The sequence below is a fragment of the Solirubrobacter soli DSM 22325 genome, assembly GCF_000423665.1.
GTDB lineage: Bacteria > Actinomycetota > Thermoleophilia > Solirubrobacterales > Solirubrobacteraceae > Solirubrobacter > Solirubrobacter soli.
The window spans coordinates 121,319-138,921 of record NZ_KE384070.1; the positions used below are offsets into that span (position 1 = coordinate 121,319).

Here is a 17,603-nt window from a genome sequence, read left to right on the forward strand (position 1 = left end):
CATGTGGCGATTCGGCCTCCGGCGCGGCGTGATGCTGATCGCCGCACTGCTCGTGTCGAGCTTCGTGATCTACGCGTCGCTGGAGCTCGCGCCCGGCGATCCGCTCTCGACGTTGTCCGGCGGCCGGACGCTCCCGCCGGAGGCCGTCGCGCAGTTGCGCGCCCAGTATCACCTCGACGACCCGTTGCTCTCGCGCTACGTCCACTGGCTCGGGAACGCGCTGCACGGCGATCTCGGGGTGTCGATCACGTACCGCGAGAGCGTGGCATCGGTGATCGGGACACGCATCGGTGTCACCGTCGACCTCGTCCTCTACGCCGCGCTGCTGATCGTGGTCGCGGGCGTGGGTCTCGGGATCGTCTCGGGGCTCCGGCGCGGCGCGCTCGACGCCTCGATCGTCGCCGGCACGACGGTCTTCGCGGCCGTCCCGTCGTTCATCGCCGCGATCGTGCTGCTGTCGGTGTTCAGCGTCAACCTCGGCTGGTTCCCGGCGATCGACGCGGGGGAGGGCTTCCTGGACCGGGTGTGGCATCTCACCCTGCCGGCGATCGCGCTGGCGCTGGCCACGATGGCGATCGTCGTGCGCGTCACCCGCGTGGCGGTGCGCACCGAGCTCGGGCGCGAGCATGTCCAGACCGCGATCAGCCGCGGCATCCCGTACCCGCTCGTCGTCCGCCGCCACGTGCTGCGCAACGCCGCCATCCCCGTGGCGACGGTGGTCGGCGTGACGATCGCGTCGCTGATCGCGCTCTCGGCGGTCGTCGAGCGGGCGTTCGCCCTCGACGGCCTCGGCGCGGCGCTGGTCAAGGCGGCGCTGAGCAAGGACTTCGCCGTCGTCCAGGGGATCGCGCTGATCGTCGTCGCGGCGTTCGTGATCATCAACGCCCTCGTCGACCTGCTGTACGCGGTGCTCGACCCGCGGGTGGCGATCGGGACCCGCGCGTCATGAGCGCTGTCGCCGTCGTCATCGACCGCCGGCGTCGTGTCGCGGGCAACGACGTCGTGGCCGTGATCTGCGCGGCGATCGTGGCGATCGCGGTCGTGCTCGCGCTGATCGGCCCGCTGCTCGCGCCGCACGACCCGAACACGGGCGAGCTCGCGAACGCCTATGTCGGGCCGATGCCCGGTCATCCGCTCGGCTTCGACTCCCAGGGCCGCGATCTGTTGAGCCGGTTGCTGACCGGCGCGCGGACCGCGATGCTCGGCCCGTTCCTGGTCGTCGGGATCTGCGTCACCGTCGGTGCCGCGCTGGCGGTCCTCGCCGCGTGGTCCCGCGGCTGGGTCGACGCCGTGACATCGACCGCGATGGACATCCTGTTCGCGTTCCCGGCGATCCTCCTCGCGATCCTCGCGGCCGCCGTCTTCGGCCGTGGGCTCCTCGCCCCCGCGATCGCTCTCGGCATCGCCTACACGCCCTACATCGCGCGGATCCTGCGCGGCGCCGGGTTGCGCGAGCGCTCGCGCGACTACATCGCCGCCGGCGAGGTCCAGGGCCTGAGCGCGTTCGCGATCTGCTCGCGGCACCTGCTGCCGAACCTGACACCGCTGATCGCCGCGCAGGCGACGCTGACCTTCGGCTACGCGATGGTGGACTTCGCGGCGATCTCCTACATCGGCCTCGGCGTCCAGCCGCCGGACGCCGACTGGGGCGTGATGGTGGCCACGGGCCAGTCGGGGGTGCTGCAGGGCTACCCGATGGAGTCGCTCACCGCCGGCCTGTGCATCGTGGTGGTCGTCGTGGCGGTCAACCTGCTCGGCGAACGGCTCTCGGCCAAGGACGCGGGCGATGCCTGAGCTCCTCACCGTCGACCGCCTCGCCGTCGAGCTGCCGATCGGCACCGTGTTGCACGACGTCTCGCTGACGATCGCCGCGGGCGAGGCCGTCGGCCTCGTGGGCGAGTCCGGCTCGGGCAAGTCGATGACCGCGCGTGCGATCGCGCGGCTGCTCCCCCGCGGCGCGACCGCGACCGGGGCGGTCGCGTTCGAAGGGCGCGACATCAGCGCGCTGAAGGGCCGCGCCCTGCGCGACTATCGCACCGACGTGGCGATGGTCTTCCAGGACCCGCGCGCGCATGTGAACCCGGTCCGGACGATCGGCGACTTCATGGGCGAGGCGCTGCGGACCCTGCGCGGCGTCGATCGCCAGGCGGCGCGGCGGCGCGCCGTCACGGCGCTCGCCGAGGTCGGCATCGAGGACGGCGAGCGCAGGCTGGGGCAGTACCCGCACGAGCTCTCGGGCGGCCTGCTGCAGCGCGTGATGATCGCGACGATGCTGCTGACCGAGCCGCGTCTGCTGCTCGCCGACGAGCCGACGACCGCGCTCGATGTCACCACGCAGGCGGAGGTGATGGCGATCCTGGACGAGCTCCGCCGCGACCGCGGCCTGGCACTGCTGTTCATCACCCACGACCTGGAGCTGGCGGGCGCGGTCTGCGATCGCACCGCTGTCATGTACGCCGGGCGGATCGTCGAGACGCGCGAGTCGGCACGGCTGCACGAGGACCCGCTGCATCCCTACACCGCGTCGCTGGCCACCGCGCGGCCGAGCGCGGACGCCGCGGTCCACCGGCTGACGGCGATCCCCGGGCGCCCGGTCTCCGCGTTCGAGGCGCCGCCCGGGTGTCCGTTCGCGCCCCGCTGCGCCCACGCGCGCGACCGCTGCCGCGACGAGAGCCCCGCCCTCGAACCGCTCGACGGTGGGCTGGTGCGGTGCGTGCGCGCGCACGAGCTGCGGGTGGTCAACCATGGCTGAGCCCGTGCTGGAGGCCGTCGGGCTGCGCAAGACGTTCGGCGACGTGGTCGCCGTCGACGGCGTCGACCTGGTCGTGCCGCGTGGCGGCTCGCTCGCGATCGTCGGCGAGTCCGGGTCGGGCAAGACCACGGTGGCGAAGCTGATCGTCGGTCTGCAGGCCCCGGACGAGGGCAGGATCGCCGCATGTGGCCGCGATCGCTCCACGCCCGCCCGGTCGGCGGCCGAGCGCCGGCGCCGCGGCCGCGAGGTCCAGATCGTCTTCCAGGACCCGTACTCCTCGCTCGATCCCCGCCACAACGCCGTGCAGGCCATCGACGAGGTCCTGCGACTGCACGGCGACCAGACCTCCAAGGACGCGCGGCGTGCGCGCATCGCCGAGCTCGGCGAGCTGGTCGGCCTCGACGACCGGCAGCTGCGCGCCCGCCCGAGAGCCCTGTCGGGCGGGCAGCGCCAGCGCATCGCCATCGCCCGCGCGCTGGCCGCCGAGCCGCAGGTCGTCATCCTCGACGAGTCCGTCGCCGCGCTGGACGTCTCGATCCAGGCGCAGATCCTCAACCTCCTGGCCGACATCCGCGAGCGGACCGGCGTGTCCTACGTCCTGATCTCGCACGACCTCGCGGTCGTCCGCCAGATCACCGAGGACACGATCGTCATGCACCGCGGACGCGTCGTCGAGCGCGGCCGCACGGCCGATGTGCTCGATCGCCCCCAAGCGCCCTACACGCAGCTGCTCCGGGCCTCCGTGCCCCGTCCAGGCTGGAAGCCGACGCGCCGCGTCCTGACCCAAGGAAGTGCCACATGACCCTCGACCTCGCGCTGATCAACGGCCGCGTCCGCACGCTGGACCCGGCTCGCCCGACCGCGACCGCGATCGGCATCGCCGGCGACTCGATCGCGGCCTTCGACGACGACGTCCGCGGCGCCCGGGAGACGATCGACCTCGCCGGCGCCACCGTCATCCCCGGCATCATCGACAGCCACGTCCATCCGTTCATGGGCGCCGTCGACGCGCGCGGCGTGGACCTGATGGACGCGCGAACGCTGGAAGACGTCCGCCGCCTCGTGAGCGAGGAGCGCCGCCGCTGCGCGCCGCGCGAGTGGGTGCTCGGCTACGGGCTCGACTACAACGCCTTCGCCCACACCGGGATCAGCGGCGAGCTCCTCGCCGACGCGGCCGGCGGCGGCCCCGCGCTGCTCACGTTCATCGACTTCCATACCGCGCTGGCCACGCCGCGCGCCCTCGAGCTGGCGGGCGTCGACGGCCCGCGGGCGTTCGCCGAGCACGCCGAGATCGTCATCGACGCCCAGGGCGCCCCGACCGGCGAGCTGCGAGAGCGCGGCGCGATGGAGCTCGTCCACGGCGCGATGCCCGCGCTGACGGCGAAGGACGTCTACGCGCTGCAGGCCGACCGCCTGCGCCAGTTCGCCGCCACCGGGATCACCGGGCTGCACGGCATGGACGGCACGCTGGACACGCTCGGCACGCTGCGCGAGCTCGAGGCCAACCGCGACCTGGTCACGCGCATGGTGATGCCGTTCTGGTCGCAGCCGGACACGCCCGAGGAGGTGTGGGAGGCCTACGCCCGCCAGCGCACCGAGCGCGGCGACCGGTGGCGCATGGGCGTCGCCAAGCTCTTCATCGACGGTGTCATCGACACCGGGACCGGTTGGCTGATGGAGCCCGACGCCGAGGGCGACGGGCTCGAATCGTTCTGGCCCGACTTCGGCAAGTACCTGCGCGCGGTGGAGTTCTTCGCGCGAGAGGGCTTCCAGATCGTCACCCACGCCACGGGCGACCGCGGCGTCCATGAGGCGCTCGACGCCTACCGGCGCGCCGGCGCGGCCCCGGGCGTCAGGCACCGGATCGAGCACATCGAGACCCTCCAGGCCGCCGACCTGCCGCGCTTCGCGGCCGAGGGCGTGATCGCCTCGATGCAGGCCCAGCACATGATGGAGCTCGCTCCCGACCGCTCGGACAACTGGTCGCGGCGGCTCGGCGCGGAACGGTGCGACCGCGCCTTCCCGATCCGCTCGCTGTGGGAGTCGGGCGCGCTCGTCACGCTCGGGTCGGACTGGCCCGTCGCGCGCTATGACTGGCGAGAGGGCATGGCCGCGGCGCGGTTGCGCCGCCCGCCGGGCCAGACCGGGCGCGCGCCCTACGACGACCAGGCCTTGACGGCGCTCCAGGCGCTCGAGGGCTACACGCTGCGCCCCGCGCTCGCCGTGGGGGACGACCGCCTCGGGCCGCTGCGCCCCGGACGCCTCGCCGACCTCACCGTGGTGGCCGAGGATCCGGTCGACACCGCGGCCGACGACCTCCCTGCGCTCCCGGTCGTCATGACGATCGTCGACGGCGACGTCGTGTTCGGCGCCTGAGCATCCGTTACGGTGGCCGCTCCATGGACGAGCAGAGCGCGCGCCCGCGCATCGACCGCGACCGGATCCTCGACGTCGCGGAGCGGATCACGCGCGAGGAAGGCCTGGGAAAGCTGACGCTGCGCCGGATCGGCACCGAGATCGGTGCCGATCCGACGGCCATCTACCGGCACTTCCGCAACAAGCAGGAGCTGCTCGTCCAACTCGCCGAGCGGCTCTTCGGACGCGTGACCGCGCTCGATCCGTCGCGCCCGTGGCGGGAGCGGATGCACGCGCTGATCCGCGAAGGCCTCGACCGCTTCCGCTCCCACGTCGACATCGCGCTGCTGCTGGCCAAGGCCGGCGACGAGATCCCCGGCCTGCGCCTCATCACCGAGACCAGCCTCGCCATGCTCGACGAGGTCGGCCTGACACCGGAGCAGGCGGCGCACTGGTACCAGGTCATCGAGAACCACGTCGTGGGCACCGGCGTCTACTACGCGGTCCTCGAGCAGCTGCCCGAGCCCCGCCTCGACAACCTCGACGGCGTCCGTCGCGCCGCTGCGCTCCTCCCGGCCGGGGAGTTCCCACGCACGCGCGACGCCGCGCCCTACCTCTTCCCGGATCTCGACCAGGCATTCGACACCGGTACCGATGCGATCCTCGACGCGATCGAGCGCCTCGGCGGTCAGCCCGCGGCGTAGGCGAACGTCGTCCCGTAGCCGCAGACGCCGCGATAGTGGAAGTCCAACGGGCCGTCGTCCACGCGCAGCTCGTCGGTGACGAGCTCCTCGCCGTCGCGATCGTGACCGGGGATGACGCAGGTGACGGTCTCGAGCCCGGGATAGCGGTCGCGGATCCGGACGCTGACGCGATCGCGGATCCGCAGCCATTGGCGGCGCTGCGTGTGGTCGACCTCGATGCCGACCGGGCGCACGGCCACGAGCTCGCTCGTCTTCCATGCCCACGGGAAGTGCCTGACGGCGTCGCCGCCACGGCGGCCGGCGAAGATGTCCTCCAACGCGGCGCGCTGCCGGTCGTCGGCGCGTTCGTCCAGGTAGAGGATCCAGGTCCACGGCGAGCCGGGCTCGTCGTCGCTGTAACGCGACGCGATCACCACCGGTAGGCCGGCGAGGTCCACGCCGTCCGCCGCGCCCTCGTGGATGATCCACGACAACACGCCAAGGCACAGTCCGTGTGTCGAGCGGCCGCCGGGGACGCCGTCGATCCTGCGACACGGGCAGATCGCGTCGCAGTTGCAGGACTCGAAGTAGGTGCCGGACAGAGACCAGCCCATCGTGCGAGCCTCCCAGAGTCGCGACCGCGGTTCAAGTCGTCGACCGCGCCGTGGCGACGAACAGCTTGCGGCCCGACGTGACCGTGGCACGATGCCAGTCCCCGTCGAGCATCGCGTTCAGGGCGTCGATGTCGTCAGGGTCGGCGAGGTCCGCGAACTTGCGCGCGCTCGCACGCAGCCGTCCCGCGAGGGCGGTCCGGGTCGCCTCGTCGTCGGCCACAGGTACCGTGCCGGCGAGGGTTCGCGCGGCGACGATCTCGAGTCCCGCCGCCGCCAGCATGTCCGGGTAGCGGTCGGCGTCGAGCGCGCCCGGCAGCGCGGGGCGCTCGCGCTCGAACCACGCGGCCCGGGCCGCGTCCAAGCGATCCCAGAGCCCCGGTCGCCCGCCATCCGTCGCGAGGCGCACGGACATCGGATCGGCCCGCTCGAGCAGGCACAGGAGCCCGTCCGGACGCAGGAGTCCGCGGACCGCCGCCAACGTCGCGACCTGATCCTCGGCGTGATGGAGCGCCATCGCGGCCCAGACGAGGTCGCACGCGCCGAGCGTGTCGAGCTCGCCGTCGAGGTCGATCAGGCGGGTGTCGACGCGATCTGCCACGCCGAGCCGCTCGGCCCGAGCCTGGACACGCGCGAGCATGGTGCCGGAGCCGTCGGCCGCGATGACCCGCGCTGTGGGAAACCGGTGGGCGAGCAGCACCGTGTCGACGCCCGGCCCGCAGCCGAGGTCGACGATGACCGACGGCTCCGCGAGGTGGTCGGCGCAGAGGGCGACGGCCTCGGCTGCGAGGCCCAGCGCCGCCTCGCCCTCGACTTCGAGTGCGGCCGCGACGTGCTCGGCATCGAAATGGTGCGTGCTCATGGCGACCACGCTAGCCACGCTCTGCCCAAACCGCATACTCTCTTGCCAATGACGCAAGACGACTCACTCGACGACGTCGCTCGCCGGCGCCTGCGAGCGCTCCGTCAGGCCCGGGGCTGGTCGCTCGACGAGCTCGCGCGCAGAGCCAACATCGGGGCGTCGACGCTCAGCCGCCTCGAGACCGGCGGCCGGCGGATCGCGCTCGACCACCTCGTCGTCCTGGCCCGCGTGTTCGATACGACGGTCGACGAGCTGCTGGTCAACGACGATGAGGACGACGTCGTGATCCGCCCGCGCCAGAACACGGCCGGCGGCTCGACCTACTGGCTGCTCACCCCTCCCGACGACGGGTCCGGGCGCGTCGTGGTCAAGATGCGCCTGCCGCCGCGCGAGCGGCTCGACGACACGCGCGTGCATCCGGGCCGCGACTGGTTCTACGTGCTCAGCGGCGTCGTGCGACTCCGGCTCGCGAACCGCGAGGTCCTCGTTCCCGCCGGGCGCGCAGCGAGCTTCAACACGATGACCCCGCACAGCCTCGGAGGTCACGACGGCCCCGCCGAGATCCTCAGCATCCTCGACCACCACGGCGAACGCGCACACCTGCGCGAGTGATCAGCTGCCTAGCCGGAGAGCGCATCGCGTGCATAGCGCGCGATCGGATCAGCGGCTCGGGCCGCGAGAGCCTCGAGAGGTTCGGTCGCCGCCGCAAGGCGGAGCGCGCGGGCCGCGAAGATGCCGAGCGCGACGTGCTCGTCGGAGGACGCCCCGAGCAGGCCCAGGATGTCGGCCTCGTCCAGCGGTTCGAGCGCGTCCGACAGCGCGTCCCACGCGAGTGTGTTGACCCCGAAGGCGTCGAGGACGCGGAGCCAGATCGCCGGGTTGCACGTGTACTCGAGGCGAGCCGAGCCGCGCTGCCAGCGGGCCAGTTCCGGCTCGCCGGGAACGAGCGGTCCGAACGCGAGCACCGATCCGCCGTTCCAGCCCGACGCGGAGAGCGCCGCGTCGAGATCGGAGAACGCCAGCTCAGGGCGCAGGACGAGGCGGCGGGCGCTCATCCCCCGATCTCCGCACGCAGCAGATCCGCGACGCGCGTGACGTCCTCGCCGCCCACGCGTGCATAGACGCAGCGCGCGGCCCACAGCAGGTCGGGCCACGACAGGTCGCCGGTTCGCAGCCAATCGGCCGCGGACACCAGCCACGCCTGCCACTCCCGCTCGACCGGCTCACCGCCGAGCACCGCCCCGGCAAGGGTCACCGCGAAGTTCTCGGGCACGGCCACCGGGGCGTCGACGGGGCCGGCATCCACGAGCTCGCGAAGCAGCGGCGGCTCACCGGCCGCCGCGGCGACGAACCACAGGCGCCGTTCGAAGTCGGGGTCCTCGGCGATCGGAGAGGCCGCGACCTGGTTCAGCCACGCGGCGGTCGGGTCCTCGCCGCTGAGCAGGTCGGCGCGCCCGGCGACGAGGACGTCGTTGCGGCAGGCGAGCAACGCCAGTCCGATGTCAGCGTCGACGACGTCCACGGGGGCGGGGGAGGTCGCGGCGGCGACGGCGCGGGCCAGCGGCGCGAGCAACGGCTCGGCCGGCTTCGGGCCGAGCACGACGATCGCCTCGGCGGCGGCGCCGTCGATGCCGACGAGCTGCTCGGCGAGTTCGTCGTCGGCGGGGAGCTCGGCGACGAACGGCCCGTGCAGCTCGACGTTGCTCGCCGCGCGCTCGCGGCACTCGTCCAGCAATGTCGTCCACGCGCTCATTTCCGTCCGACCCACTTCAGGCGGTCCTCATAGGCCTGTCCCTGACTGCTCCCCCGCGCCAACTCGTCGAGCTTGGCGATGAGATCGAGCCGCTGACCCGGCGTGAGCGACGAGCGATCCACGACGAGCGTGACGGGCTCGAGCGACGTCCCCTTCAGCGGCAGCCGCTGCTCATCGAGGCGCTCGAGCAGCGCCTTGGCCGTGGCCTCCACGTCGAACGAGCCGCCGCCCACCAAGGCCTCGACGACGACCGGCTTCCCGGCCTTGTCGTGAAGGTACTCGCGGCCGGGTGCCCAGTCGCACGGCCCGTTGACGACGCTGCCGCGTTCGGCCTTCATGACCGTGTCCGCCGCGAGGATCGACTTCGGCGTCATGCCACCCGGGGTGTCCGCCAGTTGGGCGAACCGGGTGCTGCCCGTGCGCGCCTCCAGCCGTTGGTTGGCGAGCTTGGCCTCCGCGATGCCCGTCTCCAGGTTCATCCGGTTGACCGTCACCTCGGTCCCGTAACGCCGTCGCAGGTCGCTGAGCAACCTGGGGAGCGTGGCCGCGTTGGCGCCCTTACCGAGGTAGGTGTCGGGGCCGAGCCGGATCTCGACGTCGAGGTGCCGGTTCTTGAGCGCCGCCTGGGCGACCTTGAACTCTTCCTTGGTCATGCCGAGACCGTGCGCGCCCAACTCGTTCATCCGCCGCTGCACGTCGAGCAGGTTCTGTCGCATGTGGTCATCGATCGCGGTGAAGTCCGCAGCCGGAACATAACGTCCGGGATAGTCCTTGACCTCGACGACTCCCACCCGTGCCTTCAGCCTGCCGGCGTTGTCGCGCTCGAACTTGAACACTACCTCGTCGAAGCCCTGCGACGAGGCGTTCTGGACGTTGAGCGGGACGTGCCGCTGGTTGGATGGGAGGGCGGCCGCGCGCGTCTCCGTGAAGGTGCGCGACACGAGTTCCATGATCCGGCCGCGGCGGACCGACTCGCTGCCGCGCTTGCGCCAGCTGCCGTCCGGCATGCGGATCTCTTCGAACGTGATCGGCTTGCCGCCGGTCGCGGGGTCGTAAAGCCGCACGCGGCGATATCTCCTCGGCGTGCCGTCCGGCCAGCGCTCGGTCCAGCGCGCGGTCTCCGTGGCGTTCATCCCCGGCCGCCATGACGGGCTGTCCTTGGCGTCGCGCAGCTTGCCGAAGAGCCGTGGCGGCTCCTCGGTGAACTTGGGCGGCGGAACGCCTTCGCCGCCCGGGAGCCGGGCGCCAGGATCGAATGCTCGGAGCTCGTGCAGCCGGGTCTCGAGCGCGGCGTGGGTGTCGCGCGCGAACTCGATCCGGCTCTCGAGGTCCGCGCGGATGTCCGGGTCGGTCGCGTGCGGCAACTCGGACTCGAGCTTGGCGAGCGTGTGCTGCTGGGCCTCGATCTCCAGGTCGAGCTTCGCCTGCCAGGACGCCATGCGCTCCTCGAGCGGCAGCTCGGGCCAGCGGCCGAGCCGCCCCTCGTCGAGCAGGATGACGCGGGTGGCATTCGCGGGGTCGGCCACCTGGCGCAGGTGCAGACCCTCCTCGCGCATGGCGTTCCGCAAGGCGCCCGGAGGCGCTCCCTCGCGAACCACCACGGTTGCCTTGCCGTCGACGATCAGCACCGCCGCGATCCCCTTCTGCTCGCTGCCCGTGCGGGCCGTGAACTCCGCGTCGGTGAGGATCTCGATCGGCGTCGCGCCGAACCGCTTGCGCTCGGTCGGCGGGATGTCCGCGAGCATCTCGGTGCGCAGCGCGCGCTTGGTGGCGTGGACGTCCTCGGCTGCCGCCGTCAGGACCGCCTCGCCCCGCTTGACCGCCAGCCTGAAATCCTCCAGCGAGGCGAGTGGGTACGACTTCTTGAAGTCGCGGAAGGCGGCCATGCGCTGCTCCGGCGTCCCCCGCAGCAGGAGCGAGTCGCGCGGCAGTGCCGCGGGATCGCGGAGCGCGGCCTCGGCGGCCGGCAGCATCACGGTGGCGCGCCCGCCTCGCAGGCGCTCGATCACCGGAGCCAGCGCCATGCCACCGACGTGCATGACGCCGCCGATCCCCGCGCCCACGACCATGCCCGTGCCGATCTGGGTGGCCGTGCCGGTGACGATGTTCTTGAACATGTCGCCATGCCAGTTCTGGCGGTTGAGGACGTTGCCCATGAGGGCTGATGGCGCGGCCTGGGCGATCTGCTCGATGCCCTGTGCCGCGAGCCGGGCGAGCAGCGGCTTCGCCGCGCGCTCCAGCGCGGCTTGCTTGATCGCCATCTTGAGGGCGACCTTCGTCGCCCCCGTGGCCTTGCTGACGCCGAGCAGCTTGTCGCCGATGCCCGCGGTCGCCACCGAGGCGAGCGCGTCGACCGTGCCGATGATCGCGTCGGTCTTGAGCTCGTGGATCCCGTAGGCCTTGTCGAGGAGGTAGGCCTTGGAGATGATCGTCGCGCCCGTCCCGGCCAGCGACGCGGCGAGCGCGACGAGCGCCGGAGCCGCGGTGCCGGCCGTCGCCACGGTGATCGCGATCGCGACGGTGATCGCCGCCGCGGCCGCGACGATCTGGGTGAACGTGTCGACGTAGGAGTCCACCCGGGCGCGATACGCGTCGGCGGACGCGACCGCGAGGTTGGCCTGGGTCGTGAAGGAGCGCTGCAGCGCGTTGCGCTGCTCCATCGGCAGGTTCTGCGTCCTGGCCTCGACCAAGCGGTCGTATCTGCGCTTGGCGAGCTTGTACTCGGCCTCCATCTCCGCGTACTCGAAGCCGGCCGCGAACGACCGGTGCATCGTGTCGCCGTGGAAGTACGCGTCCTTCTCCCAATCGACTCGGCGCTTCGCCGCGTCGAGCCGTTCTTCGGCAGTCAGCGGCATGCCCTGCAGGGCCTCGTCGATGTCGAACCGGTTGCGGCCGCTGGACTCCTCGTGCAGGCGATCGGTGAGCTTCTGGCTCTCGCCTTCGAGCTGCTCGGAAGCGTCCTGGAACTGCTTGTCGACCTCCACGAGCTCCTGCGCGGTGTTGCCCTCGAGCCCACCCATGACCTGCTCGCGGTCCATGTCGTAGCCGTGGACGCCCAGCAGGATCTGCTGACCGCGGTTGAGCCCGCCGCCCTGCTTGAGCCGCCACATCGCCTCGGTCTCGCCCGACCCCGGCGACCACCACTTGCCGGTGCCCTGCGTCTCGGAGCGCAGCATCCGCTCGAGCGCGCCTTCGCGCCCGCCCCAGGAGTCGCCGAAGAGCGTCCCGAAGCGCGCGTCGACCTCCGTCATCTGCTGCTCGGCCCTGACCTGGGTGCGCCGTTCGAGCTCGCGGTCGAGCTCGTGCTCCGCCTTGTCGATCGCGTCCTGATCCCACGGCTTGCCCGCCTTGGCATCCGCGTCCATCCGCTGCTGGAGGGCTCTGCGTAGCTGCGGGCCGTCCGAGCGCTTGACCGCGTCCGCGGCCATGTCGAAGTTGGCCTGCATCTGCTTGTTGAGGACGTCGTCGGACGAGTAGACGCCGGACTTCGCTTCCAGCTGGAGCCGCGCCGCGATCTCGGCGCGCCGGTCGACGTACAGCTGCGCCTCGGCGAGCTGGAGCTGGGCGTCGCCGCGCAGCTGCGCCTTCATCACCTGGTGCAGGCTCGATTCCTTGCCGTCTGCGCTGCCGCTGACCTCGGCGCCGAACCGCTGCCCGTAGGCGCCCTCCATCGCGGCCATCCGGCGCCGCGTCTCGGCGTCGACCTCGTCCTGCGACCAGTTCGGGTTCCGCTGCTCGGTCTCTGCCCGGATGCGATCGAATGACGCGCGGACGGCGTCGAAGTCCGCCCGCGGCGTGACCATGCCGCCGGCGTAGGAGCGCAGACCGCGGTCGAAGTCCAGCGCGTCCGCCTTGGCCTGCAGCCGGCGGATCTCCTGCGGATCCGGCTGGGCCGGCTTGCCGTCGCGTGTCGTCGCCCGCGCGGTATTGAGCTCGATCAGGACCGAGGCCTGCTCGTAGCCGCGCTCGTCGGCCTTGAAGCCCTGGTCGGTCTGCTTGAAGTCGGCCAGGGTCTCCTTGAGGTCCGCGCGGAGGTCGTCGCCGGTCTGCTTCTTGTAGACGGCCACGAGCTCATCGGCCTGACCGTCGGGCAGCGTGCGGAGCGCCTGGAGGATCGCCTCCTTGTCCTCCTTGCCGGCCGGCCCCCCGAGCAGCGGGCGCGCGTAGTCGATCGCCGCCGCCGCGGCGGCGACCGGTTGCGAGTTCAGCAGTGCGTTCGCTCGCCGCTTCTCCGCGCCGCTGAACTCGTCGTCGATGTCACTGCTCAGGCTCGAGCCGTGCTTGCGCGCATAGATGAACTGGACGAGCAGGCTCTGCTGCGGCGTCAGGTTCGCGAGCGCCGCGTACACGGCGTCCTCGTCGGTCCCGATCTGGTCCATCGCCTTGAACGCGCGGTCGGCCCGGGTGCTCGCATCCGGCGGGTTGTCGCTGAAGATGACCGCGCTCAGGTCGTCCTGCGACTCCCGATCCCACGGCGTCGGGAGGGCGAACACGATGTCCTTCAGCCGCACGACCAAAGGCGCCTGATCGCCCCCGATCTGTGTGGCGCGGAACTCCGCGCGGATGTGCGCGACGACCACCGACAGCGGGTCGGCGGGGTCCTCGCCGTCCTTGAGGTACTGCTTCGCGACCTCCTTCTGCTTGTCACGCAGCGCCTGGTCCTCGACCTTGCGAGCGCCCGCGTCCTTGTCGTTGACCAGGTCGTGGAAGTACACGGCCGCGCGCACGTCCTGCACCAGCCGGTCCCGCGTGTCGTTGGTCGCGGCGCGCGCCTCGGCGTCCTTCTCGGCCTGCTCCTGGCGGGCCTTGTCCTGCGCCTCCGTGTCGTGGCGTTCCTGCTCCGTGCGATCCTTCCTGACACGTTTTGCCGCCCAGTCGCGGACCGCGGCGCGCAGGTCGGTTCCGGCCTGTTCGATTGCTTTGACCCGTTCGTCGCGCGCGCTGTCGGTGGCGGTCCGCAGGCCTTCGAAGGCGGCGTGGATCTCGCGCTCGGCGACCGCCAGCCACAGCTCGCCGCCCGGCGCGAGCGGTGCGCGCCGGTCCTCGAGCTTGGTCTTCGGCGGATCTCCGGGGTTCGTCTGCCCTGCCTGCGCGCGGTTGTCGGCATCGCGCGCCGCGAGGAGGTACGAGGCCTCATAAAGGTCCAGGACGGCGCGGCGGCGCGTCGCGGCGCGCTTGATCGCGTTCACGCCGTCGCCGACCTGGAGATCGGCGAACTTCATCCGCTCCTCGACGAGCTCGTCGACGAGCTTCGGGTCGTGCGAGGTCTTGGCGGCCTGGAGGCGGCGGATCCGCTTGAGCTCCTCGCGCCGCTGCTTGGCGTCGATGGCGCCCTTCGTCTTGGCGGCGTCCTGGGTCATCGCGGCGACCGTCGTCTGCGCGGCCTGCGTCGTGGCGACGACCTTGCCCGCGGCGAGGTCGGTCAGGCGCTGCCGCCGATCGGCGGTCTGCTTGGCCAGCTCGGTCTCGGCCGGGTCGACGGCGGCGCGCAGTTCGTCGATCCGGTTCAAGAACGCCTGCTCGGTGGCCGGCACGAGGGGATCGAAGAGATGCTCGAAGAGCTTGCGGCCGGCCATCGTCCCGTTGAAGGGCACCTTCATCGCGTCGGCGACGATCGCCTTCGCGTCCTTCGCGGCGCCGTCGAGGACCTTCCCGAGCACTGCGATCGCCTTCGCGGCCTCCTCCGGCGCCGGAGGAGGGATCGGCGGCGATCGGAAGTCGACGAGCACGGGTGGGTCGACGAACTTGGGCTCGGCGGGGGCTTCGGCGGGCTGCTTCTCGGCCGCCGTCTTGGCCGCCTCGCGAGTGGCGCCGGCCTTGGCCGCCGCCTCCTTGGCCTTGCCTTCGGGCTGGGGCGGAGCCTCGACCTTCACCTCGGGTGTGAGCACGCCGGTCGGCGGCTTGACCGGCGTCGGCGCGATGTTCCGCGGCGCCCACCCGCGCGGGAGCACCAGCTCCGGCAGGTTCGGCGCGTTCGCGGCCAGCAGCGTCTCGGTGGCATCGGGCGTCGGGTCGATCTCGAACGGCGCCGGCACGCGCGGGGGCGGCACCTGTGAGGCGCCGCCGCCGCCGAGCGCTGCGCGGGCGGCGTCGCCGCGTTCGCGTGCCGCGCGGGCCATCGGGTCGAGCAGGAACTGCGCCGAGCCCTTCAGCTCCGGTTGTGGCAGGCGGCCGGCCGCGCGCGTGACGGCACCGGCGAGCTCCGCGGGCGTCGCGACCGACGCGGGCGGATCGACATCGCCGAAGAAGCCGTCCGGGACGACGCCGGCGTCGCCCGCGGCGGCGGCGGTCGCCGGCGGCGCCACCGCGCGGGCGGCTTCAGGGCTGGCCGGGGGCTCCGCGGCTTCGGGCGTGGGCTCGGCCGCCGGAACGAGGGCGGGCGCGGCGGGCGGCGCGGCGGGGGCGGGCGCGTCCGCCGCCGGCACCGGCACGTCGGCCTGCTGCGGGGCGGGCGCGATGTCTACGTCCCCGAAGAACCCGCGCTCGTCGTCGGGGAGCAGGGGCCCGGCGGCCTGGCTGCCTCGTGCCGCGACGGACCGCCGCGCCAACGCCTGGCGGGCGGTGCGTGGAGGCGGCGGCCCCGCTGGGTCGTGCTCCGGGCCCGTCTTGCGGGGCGGCGGCCGCTGCGGCGGCAGCCGGAGAGGCACAGGCGCCATCGTCACTCCACCAGCTCGTGGAGCTCGCGGAGATCGGCGCGCGTCGCCGCGCCGCCGGACTTCTCGAGCTCGCGTGCGATCGCGCGGACCGCGTCACGCAGCGAGATCGGGCGGCCGTCCGACGCGGCGAGGTACGCCGCGGTCAGCGCGGCGTTGCGGATCGCGCCGCCGGCGAGCTCGAAGCGCTCGGCGAGCAGGTCGAGGTCGAGATCGGCGGCGACCGGCGCGGCGGCGGGCAGCAGCGTCCGCCACAACCGGCGCCGCAATGCGGCGTCGGGCACGACGAAGTCGACGCGTTGATGCAGCCGGCGCGCGAACGCCGCGTCGAGGTGATGGACGAGGTTGGTCGCGAGGATCGTCAGGCCGTCGTGGCTCTCGAGCCGCTGGAGCAGGTACGCGATCTCCACGTTCGCGTAGCGGTCGCGCGCGTCGTGGACCTCCGCGCGGCGGCCGAACAGTGCGTCGGCCTCGTCGAAGAGCAGCACTGCGCCCGCCTTCTCGGCCTCGCCGAAGACGCGGTCGAGGTGCTTCTCGGTCTCGCCGAGGTATTTGTCGACCACGCGCGAGAGGTCGATCGCGTAGAGCTCATAGCCGACCGCGTCCGCGATCACGCTCGCTGCCAGGGTCTTGCCCGTCCCGCTCGGCCCGCTGAACAGCACATGCAGCCCGCGCCCGCCGTTCGCGAATCCCCACTCGTCCAGCACGCGAGGGCGTTGCGCGGCTGCCGCGGCGATGTCTCGCAGCCGGCGCATCGCGCTCGCAGGGAGGACCAGATCGTCCCACGACCGCCCTCGGCGAACGCGCGAGGCGAGCGCATCGAGCCCGTGCCGGGCGACCGAACGCGCGGCGGCGCGGAGATCGGCGCCCGTTCGCGCGGCCGCGGGTTCGTCGGCGGCGAGGCGTGCCGCGGCCGCGTCGATGCGGTCGAGCGCCATCGGGTGCGAGCGCGCGACCAGCTCGACCTCGTCGGCGGGGACCGCGAGCCCTGCCAAGTCGAGTGCCTGCTCCCACCGACGCCGGCGTGCGTCGACGCCGATCGCGGGCACTCGCCGGCGAGGCCACTCGTCCGGCAGCCGGTCCGCCTCGGCGGGGGTCGCGGTGACGGCGACACGCAGGCCGCTGTGCGCGAGCCCGGAGAGCGCCCGTTCGGCGTCGTTCACCGCCGCGGCGGCGACCGCCAGCCCGTGACCGTCGAGCCGCGCCCGCCGCGCGGCGACGAACAGGGACTCCTCGTCGTCCGCGTCGAGGATGAGCCACGAGGGAGCGAGTGCGCGCGCCGCGTCGAGCGCCGCCCGGCGATCCTCGGAGACGAGCACCGTGGGGGCTGAAAGCGGAGCGCCCTCGGCGCCGCCGGCCTCGACGCGCGAGACCTCGGCGACGGCATCGGGCACGTCGAACCCCGCGACGCGTGCCACCACCCACTCGTCGACCTCGAGCACGTGCTGCATCAGCGAGCGCCCCACCGGCGGCGGCGTCACGCGCAGAAGACGGTTGCGGACGAGCGGCGCGGCCGGGGCGAACGCGGCGCGCAGATGCGCGGAATGAGGCCCCGCGCCGGCGTAGAGGTCGATCGCGAGCGCGACCGTGGGCGCGCCGCGGCCGGGGTCGTCGGTCAACAACGCCAGCGCCGGGCGGTAGCGCGAATCGACCTCGGGCGCGAGCGCGAGCAGGAGCGCGAAGCGCTCGAACCGATCGAGCGCGAAGCGCTCGCCGATCGATGCCAGCGGGCCGTCCTCACTGGACGCCTCGCCGGTGAACGCGTGGCGGCCGGCGAGCGTGGCGGCGGCCAGCTCCGGCGAGACATAGACGCCGCGCAGCTCGTCGTCGCCCTGCCAGCGCCCCTCGGCACGCTGGCGCACGACCGCCGCGGCGAGCACGTCGTCGAGCCGGTCGAGCTCGGCGTCGAACGTGGACTCGATCGCGACGGTCAT

13 protein-coding genes are annotated in these 17,603 nt (G+C 72.7%); 7 read left to right on the plus strand and 6 right to left on the minus strand.

From position 1 onward, the window contains the following. The first annotated feature begins 1 nt into the window (after position 1). Genes G569_RS0133540 through G569_RS0133565 form a run of 6 tightly spaced genes read left to right on the plus strand, consistent with a single transcriptional unit; the run spans position 2 to position 5,811 of the window. On the plus strand, positions 2-949 hold the full coding sequence (locus G569_RS0133540; RefSeq protein WP_028066654.1) for an ABC transporter permease: 948 nt from the start codon (positions 2-4) through the stop codon (positions 947-949). Next, positions 946-1,794 (plus strand): ABC transporter permease, encoded by an 849-nt coding sequence (locus tag G569_RS0133545; protein ID WP_028066655.1) that lies wholly within the window; start codon positions 946-948, stop codon positions 1,792-1,794. Before G569_RS0133540 ends, G569_RS0133545 begins: the two co-directional genes overlap by 4 nt. Then, positions 1,787-2,752, plus strand: coding sequence for an ABC transporter ATP-binding protein (locus G569_RS53730; protein ID WP_037501104.1), 966 nt, complete (start codon positions 1,787-1,789; stop codon positions 2,750-2,752). The genes G569_RS0133545 and G569_RS53730 overlap by 8 nt, the downstream gene beginning before the upstream one ends. Then, positions 2,745-3,554 (plus strand): ABC transporter ATP-binding protein, encoded by an 810-nt coding sequence (locus G569_RS0133555; protein WP_028066656.1) that lies wholly within the window; start codon positions 2,745-2,747, stop codon positions 3,552-3,554. The genes G569_RS53730 and G569_RS0133555 overlap by 8 nt, the downstream gene beginning before the upstream one ends. After that, the gene (locus G569_RS0133560; RefSeq protein ID WP_028066657.1) at positions 3,551-5,128 is read left to right on the plus strand and encodes an amidohydrolase; all 1,578 of its coding nucleotides are present in this window, start codon (positions 3,551-3,553) and stop codon (positions 5,126-5,128) included. The genes G569_RS0133555 and G569_RS0133560 overlap by 4 nt, the downstream gene beginning before the upstream one ends. A 23-nt stretch (positions 5,129-5,151) precedes the next feature. Continuing rightward, positions 5,152-5,811 carry a TetR/AcrR family transcriptional regulator gene (locus G569_RS0133565; RefSeq protein ID WP_028066658.1) on the plus strand — a complete coding sequence of 220 codons (660 nt, stop codon included), beginning with the start codon at positions 5,152-5,154 and terminating at the stop codon, positions 5,809-5,811. On the opposite strand, the gene G569_RS59520 is transcribed toward G569_RS0133565, so the two are convergent. Both G569_RS59520 and G569_RS53740 read right to left on the minus strand, forming a co-directional pair. After that, positions 5,796-6,404 (minus strand): DUF1326 domain-containing protein, encoded by a 609-nt coding sequence (locus G569_RS59520; RefSeq protein ID WP_053227366.1) that lies wholly within the window; start codon positions 6,402-6,404, stop codon positions 5,796-5,798. The genes G569_RS0133565 and G569_RS59520 overlap by 16 nt on opposite strands. Positions 6,405-6,435: 31 nt before the next feature. Next, positions 6,436-7,263, minus strand: coding sequence for a class I SAM-dependent methyltransferase (locus G569_RS53740; protein ID WP_053227367.1), 828 nt, complete (start codon positions 7,261-7,263; stop codon positions 6,436-6,438). Positions 7,264-7,311: 48 nt separating this feature from the next. On the opposite strand from G569_RS53740, the gene G569_RS0133580 reads away from it, so the two are divergent. Continuing rightward, positions 7,312-7,875 (plus strand): helix-turn-helix domain-containing protein, encoded by a 564-nt coding sequence (locus G569_RS0133580; protein WP_028066659.1) that lies wholly within the window; start codon positions 7,312-7,314, stop codon positions 7,873-7,875. A gap of 8 nt (positions 7,876-7,883) precedes the next feature. Here G569_RS0133580 and G569_RS0133585 read toward each other — a convergent pair whose 3' ends face one another. The 4 genes from G569_RS0133585 to G569_RS53745 are packed head-to-tail and all read right to left on the minus strand — an operon-like array spanning position 7,884 to position 17,603. Next, on the minus strand, positions 7,884-8,318 hold the full coding sequence (locus G569_RS0133585; protein WP_028066660.1) for a hypothetical protein: 435 nt from the start codon (positions 8,316-8,318) through the stop codon (positions 7,884-7,886). Then, a complete protein-coding gene (locus G569_RS0133590) occupies positions 8,315-9,016 on the minus strand; it encodes a hypothetical protein (protein ID WP_028066661.1) in 702 nt (233 codons plus the stop codon). Before G569_RS0133590 ends, G569_RS0133585 begins: the two co-directional genes overlap by 4 nt. Next, positions 9,013-15,663 carry a hypothetical protein gene (locus tag G569_RS0133595; protein ID WP_157592497.1) on the minus strand — a complete coding sequence of 2,217 codons (6,651 nt, stop codon included), beginning with the start codon at positions 15,661-15,663 and terminating at the stop codon, positions 9,013-9,015. The genes G569_RS0133590 and G569_RS0133595 overlap by 4 nt, the downstream gene beginning before the upstream one ends. Before the next feature lie 11 nt (positions 15,664-15,674). Beyond that, positions 15,675-17,603 carry an AAA family ATPase gene (locus tag G569_RS53745; protein WP_053227368.1) on the minus strand — a complete coding sequence of 643 codons (1,929 nt, stop codon included), beginning with the start codon at positions 17,601-17,603 and terminating at the stop codon, positions 15,675-15,677.

Bases quoted from the DNA above. Each gene is read 5' to 3' on its own strand.
- G569_RS0133580 (WP_028066659.1), top strand. From the start codon at position 7,312: ATGACGCAAGACGACTCACTCGACGACGTCGCTCGCCGGCGCCTGCGA.
- G569_RS0133545 (WP_028066655.1), top strand. From the start codon at position 946: ATGAGCGCTGTCGCCGTCGTCATCGACCGCCGGCGTCGTGTCGCGGGC.
- G569_RS59520 (WP_053227366.1), bottom strand. From the start codon at position 6,404: ATGGGCTGGTCTCTGTCCGGCACCTACTTCGAGTCCTGCAACTGCGAC.
- G569_RS0133590 (WP_028066661.1), bottom strand. From the start codon at position 9,016: ATGAGCGCGTGGACGACATTGCTGGACGAGTGCCGCGAGCGCGCGGCG.
- G569_RS0133585 (WP_028066660.1), bottom strand. From the start codon at position 8,318: ATGAGCGCCCGCCGCCTCGTCCTGCGCCCTGAGCTGGCGTTCTCCGAT.
- G569_RS0133540 (WP_028066654.1), top strand. From the start codon at position 2: ATGTGGCGATTCGGCCTCCGGCGCGGCGTGATGCTGATCGCCGCACTG.
- G569_RS53740 (WP_053227367.1), bottom strand. From the start codon at position 7,263: ATGAGCACGCACCATTTCGATGCCGAGCACGTCGCGGCCGCACTCGAA.
- G569_RS53730 (WP_037501104.1), top strand. From the start codon at position 1,787: ATGCCTGAGCTCCTCACCGTCGACCGCCTCGCCGTCGAGCTGCCGATC.
- G569_RS0133560 (WP_028066657.1), top strand. From the start codon at position 3,551: ATGACCCTCGACCTCGCGCTGATCAACGGCCGCGTCCGCACGCTGGAC.
- G569_RS0133555 (WP_028066656.1), top strand. From the start codon at position 2,745: ATGGCTGAGCCCGTGCTGGAGGCCGTCGGGCTGCGCAAGACGTTCGGC.
- G569_RS0133565 (WP_028066658.1), top strand. From the start codon at position 5,152: ATGGACGAGCAGAGCGCGCGCCCGCGCATCGACCGCGACCGGATCCTC.
- G569_RS53745 (WP_053227368.1), bottom strand. From the start codon at position 17,603: ATGACCGTCGCGATCGAGTCCACGTTCGACGCCGAGCTCGACCGGCTC.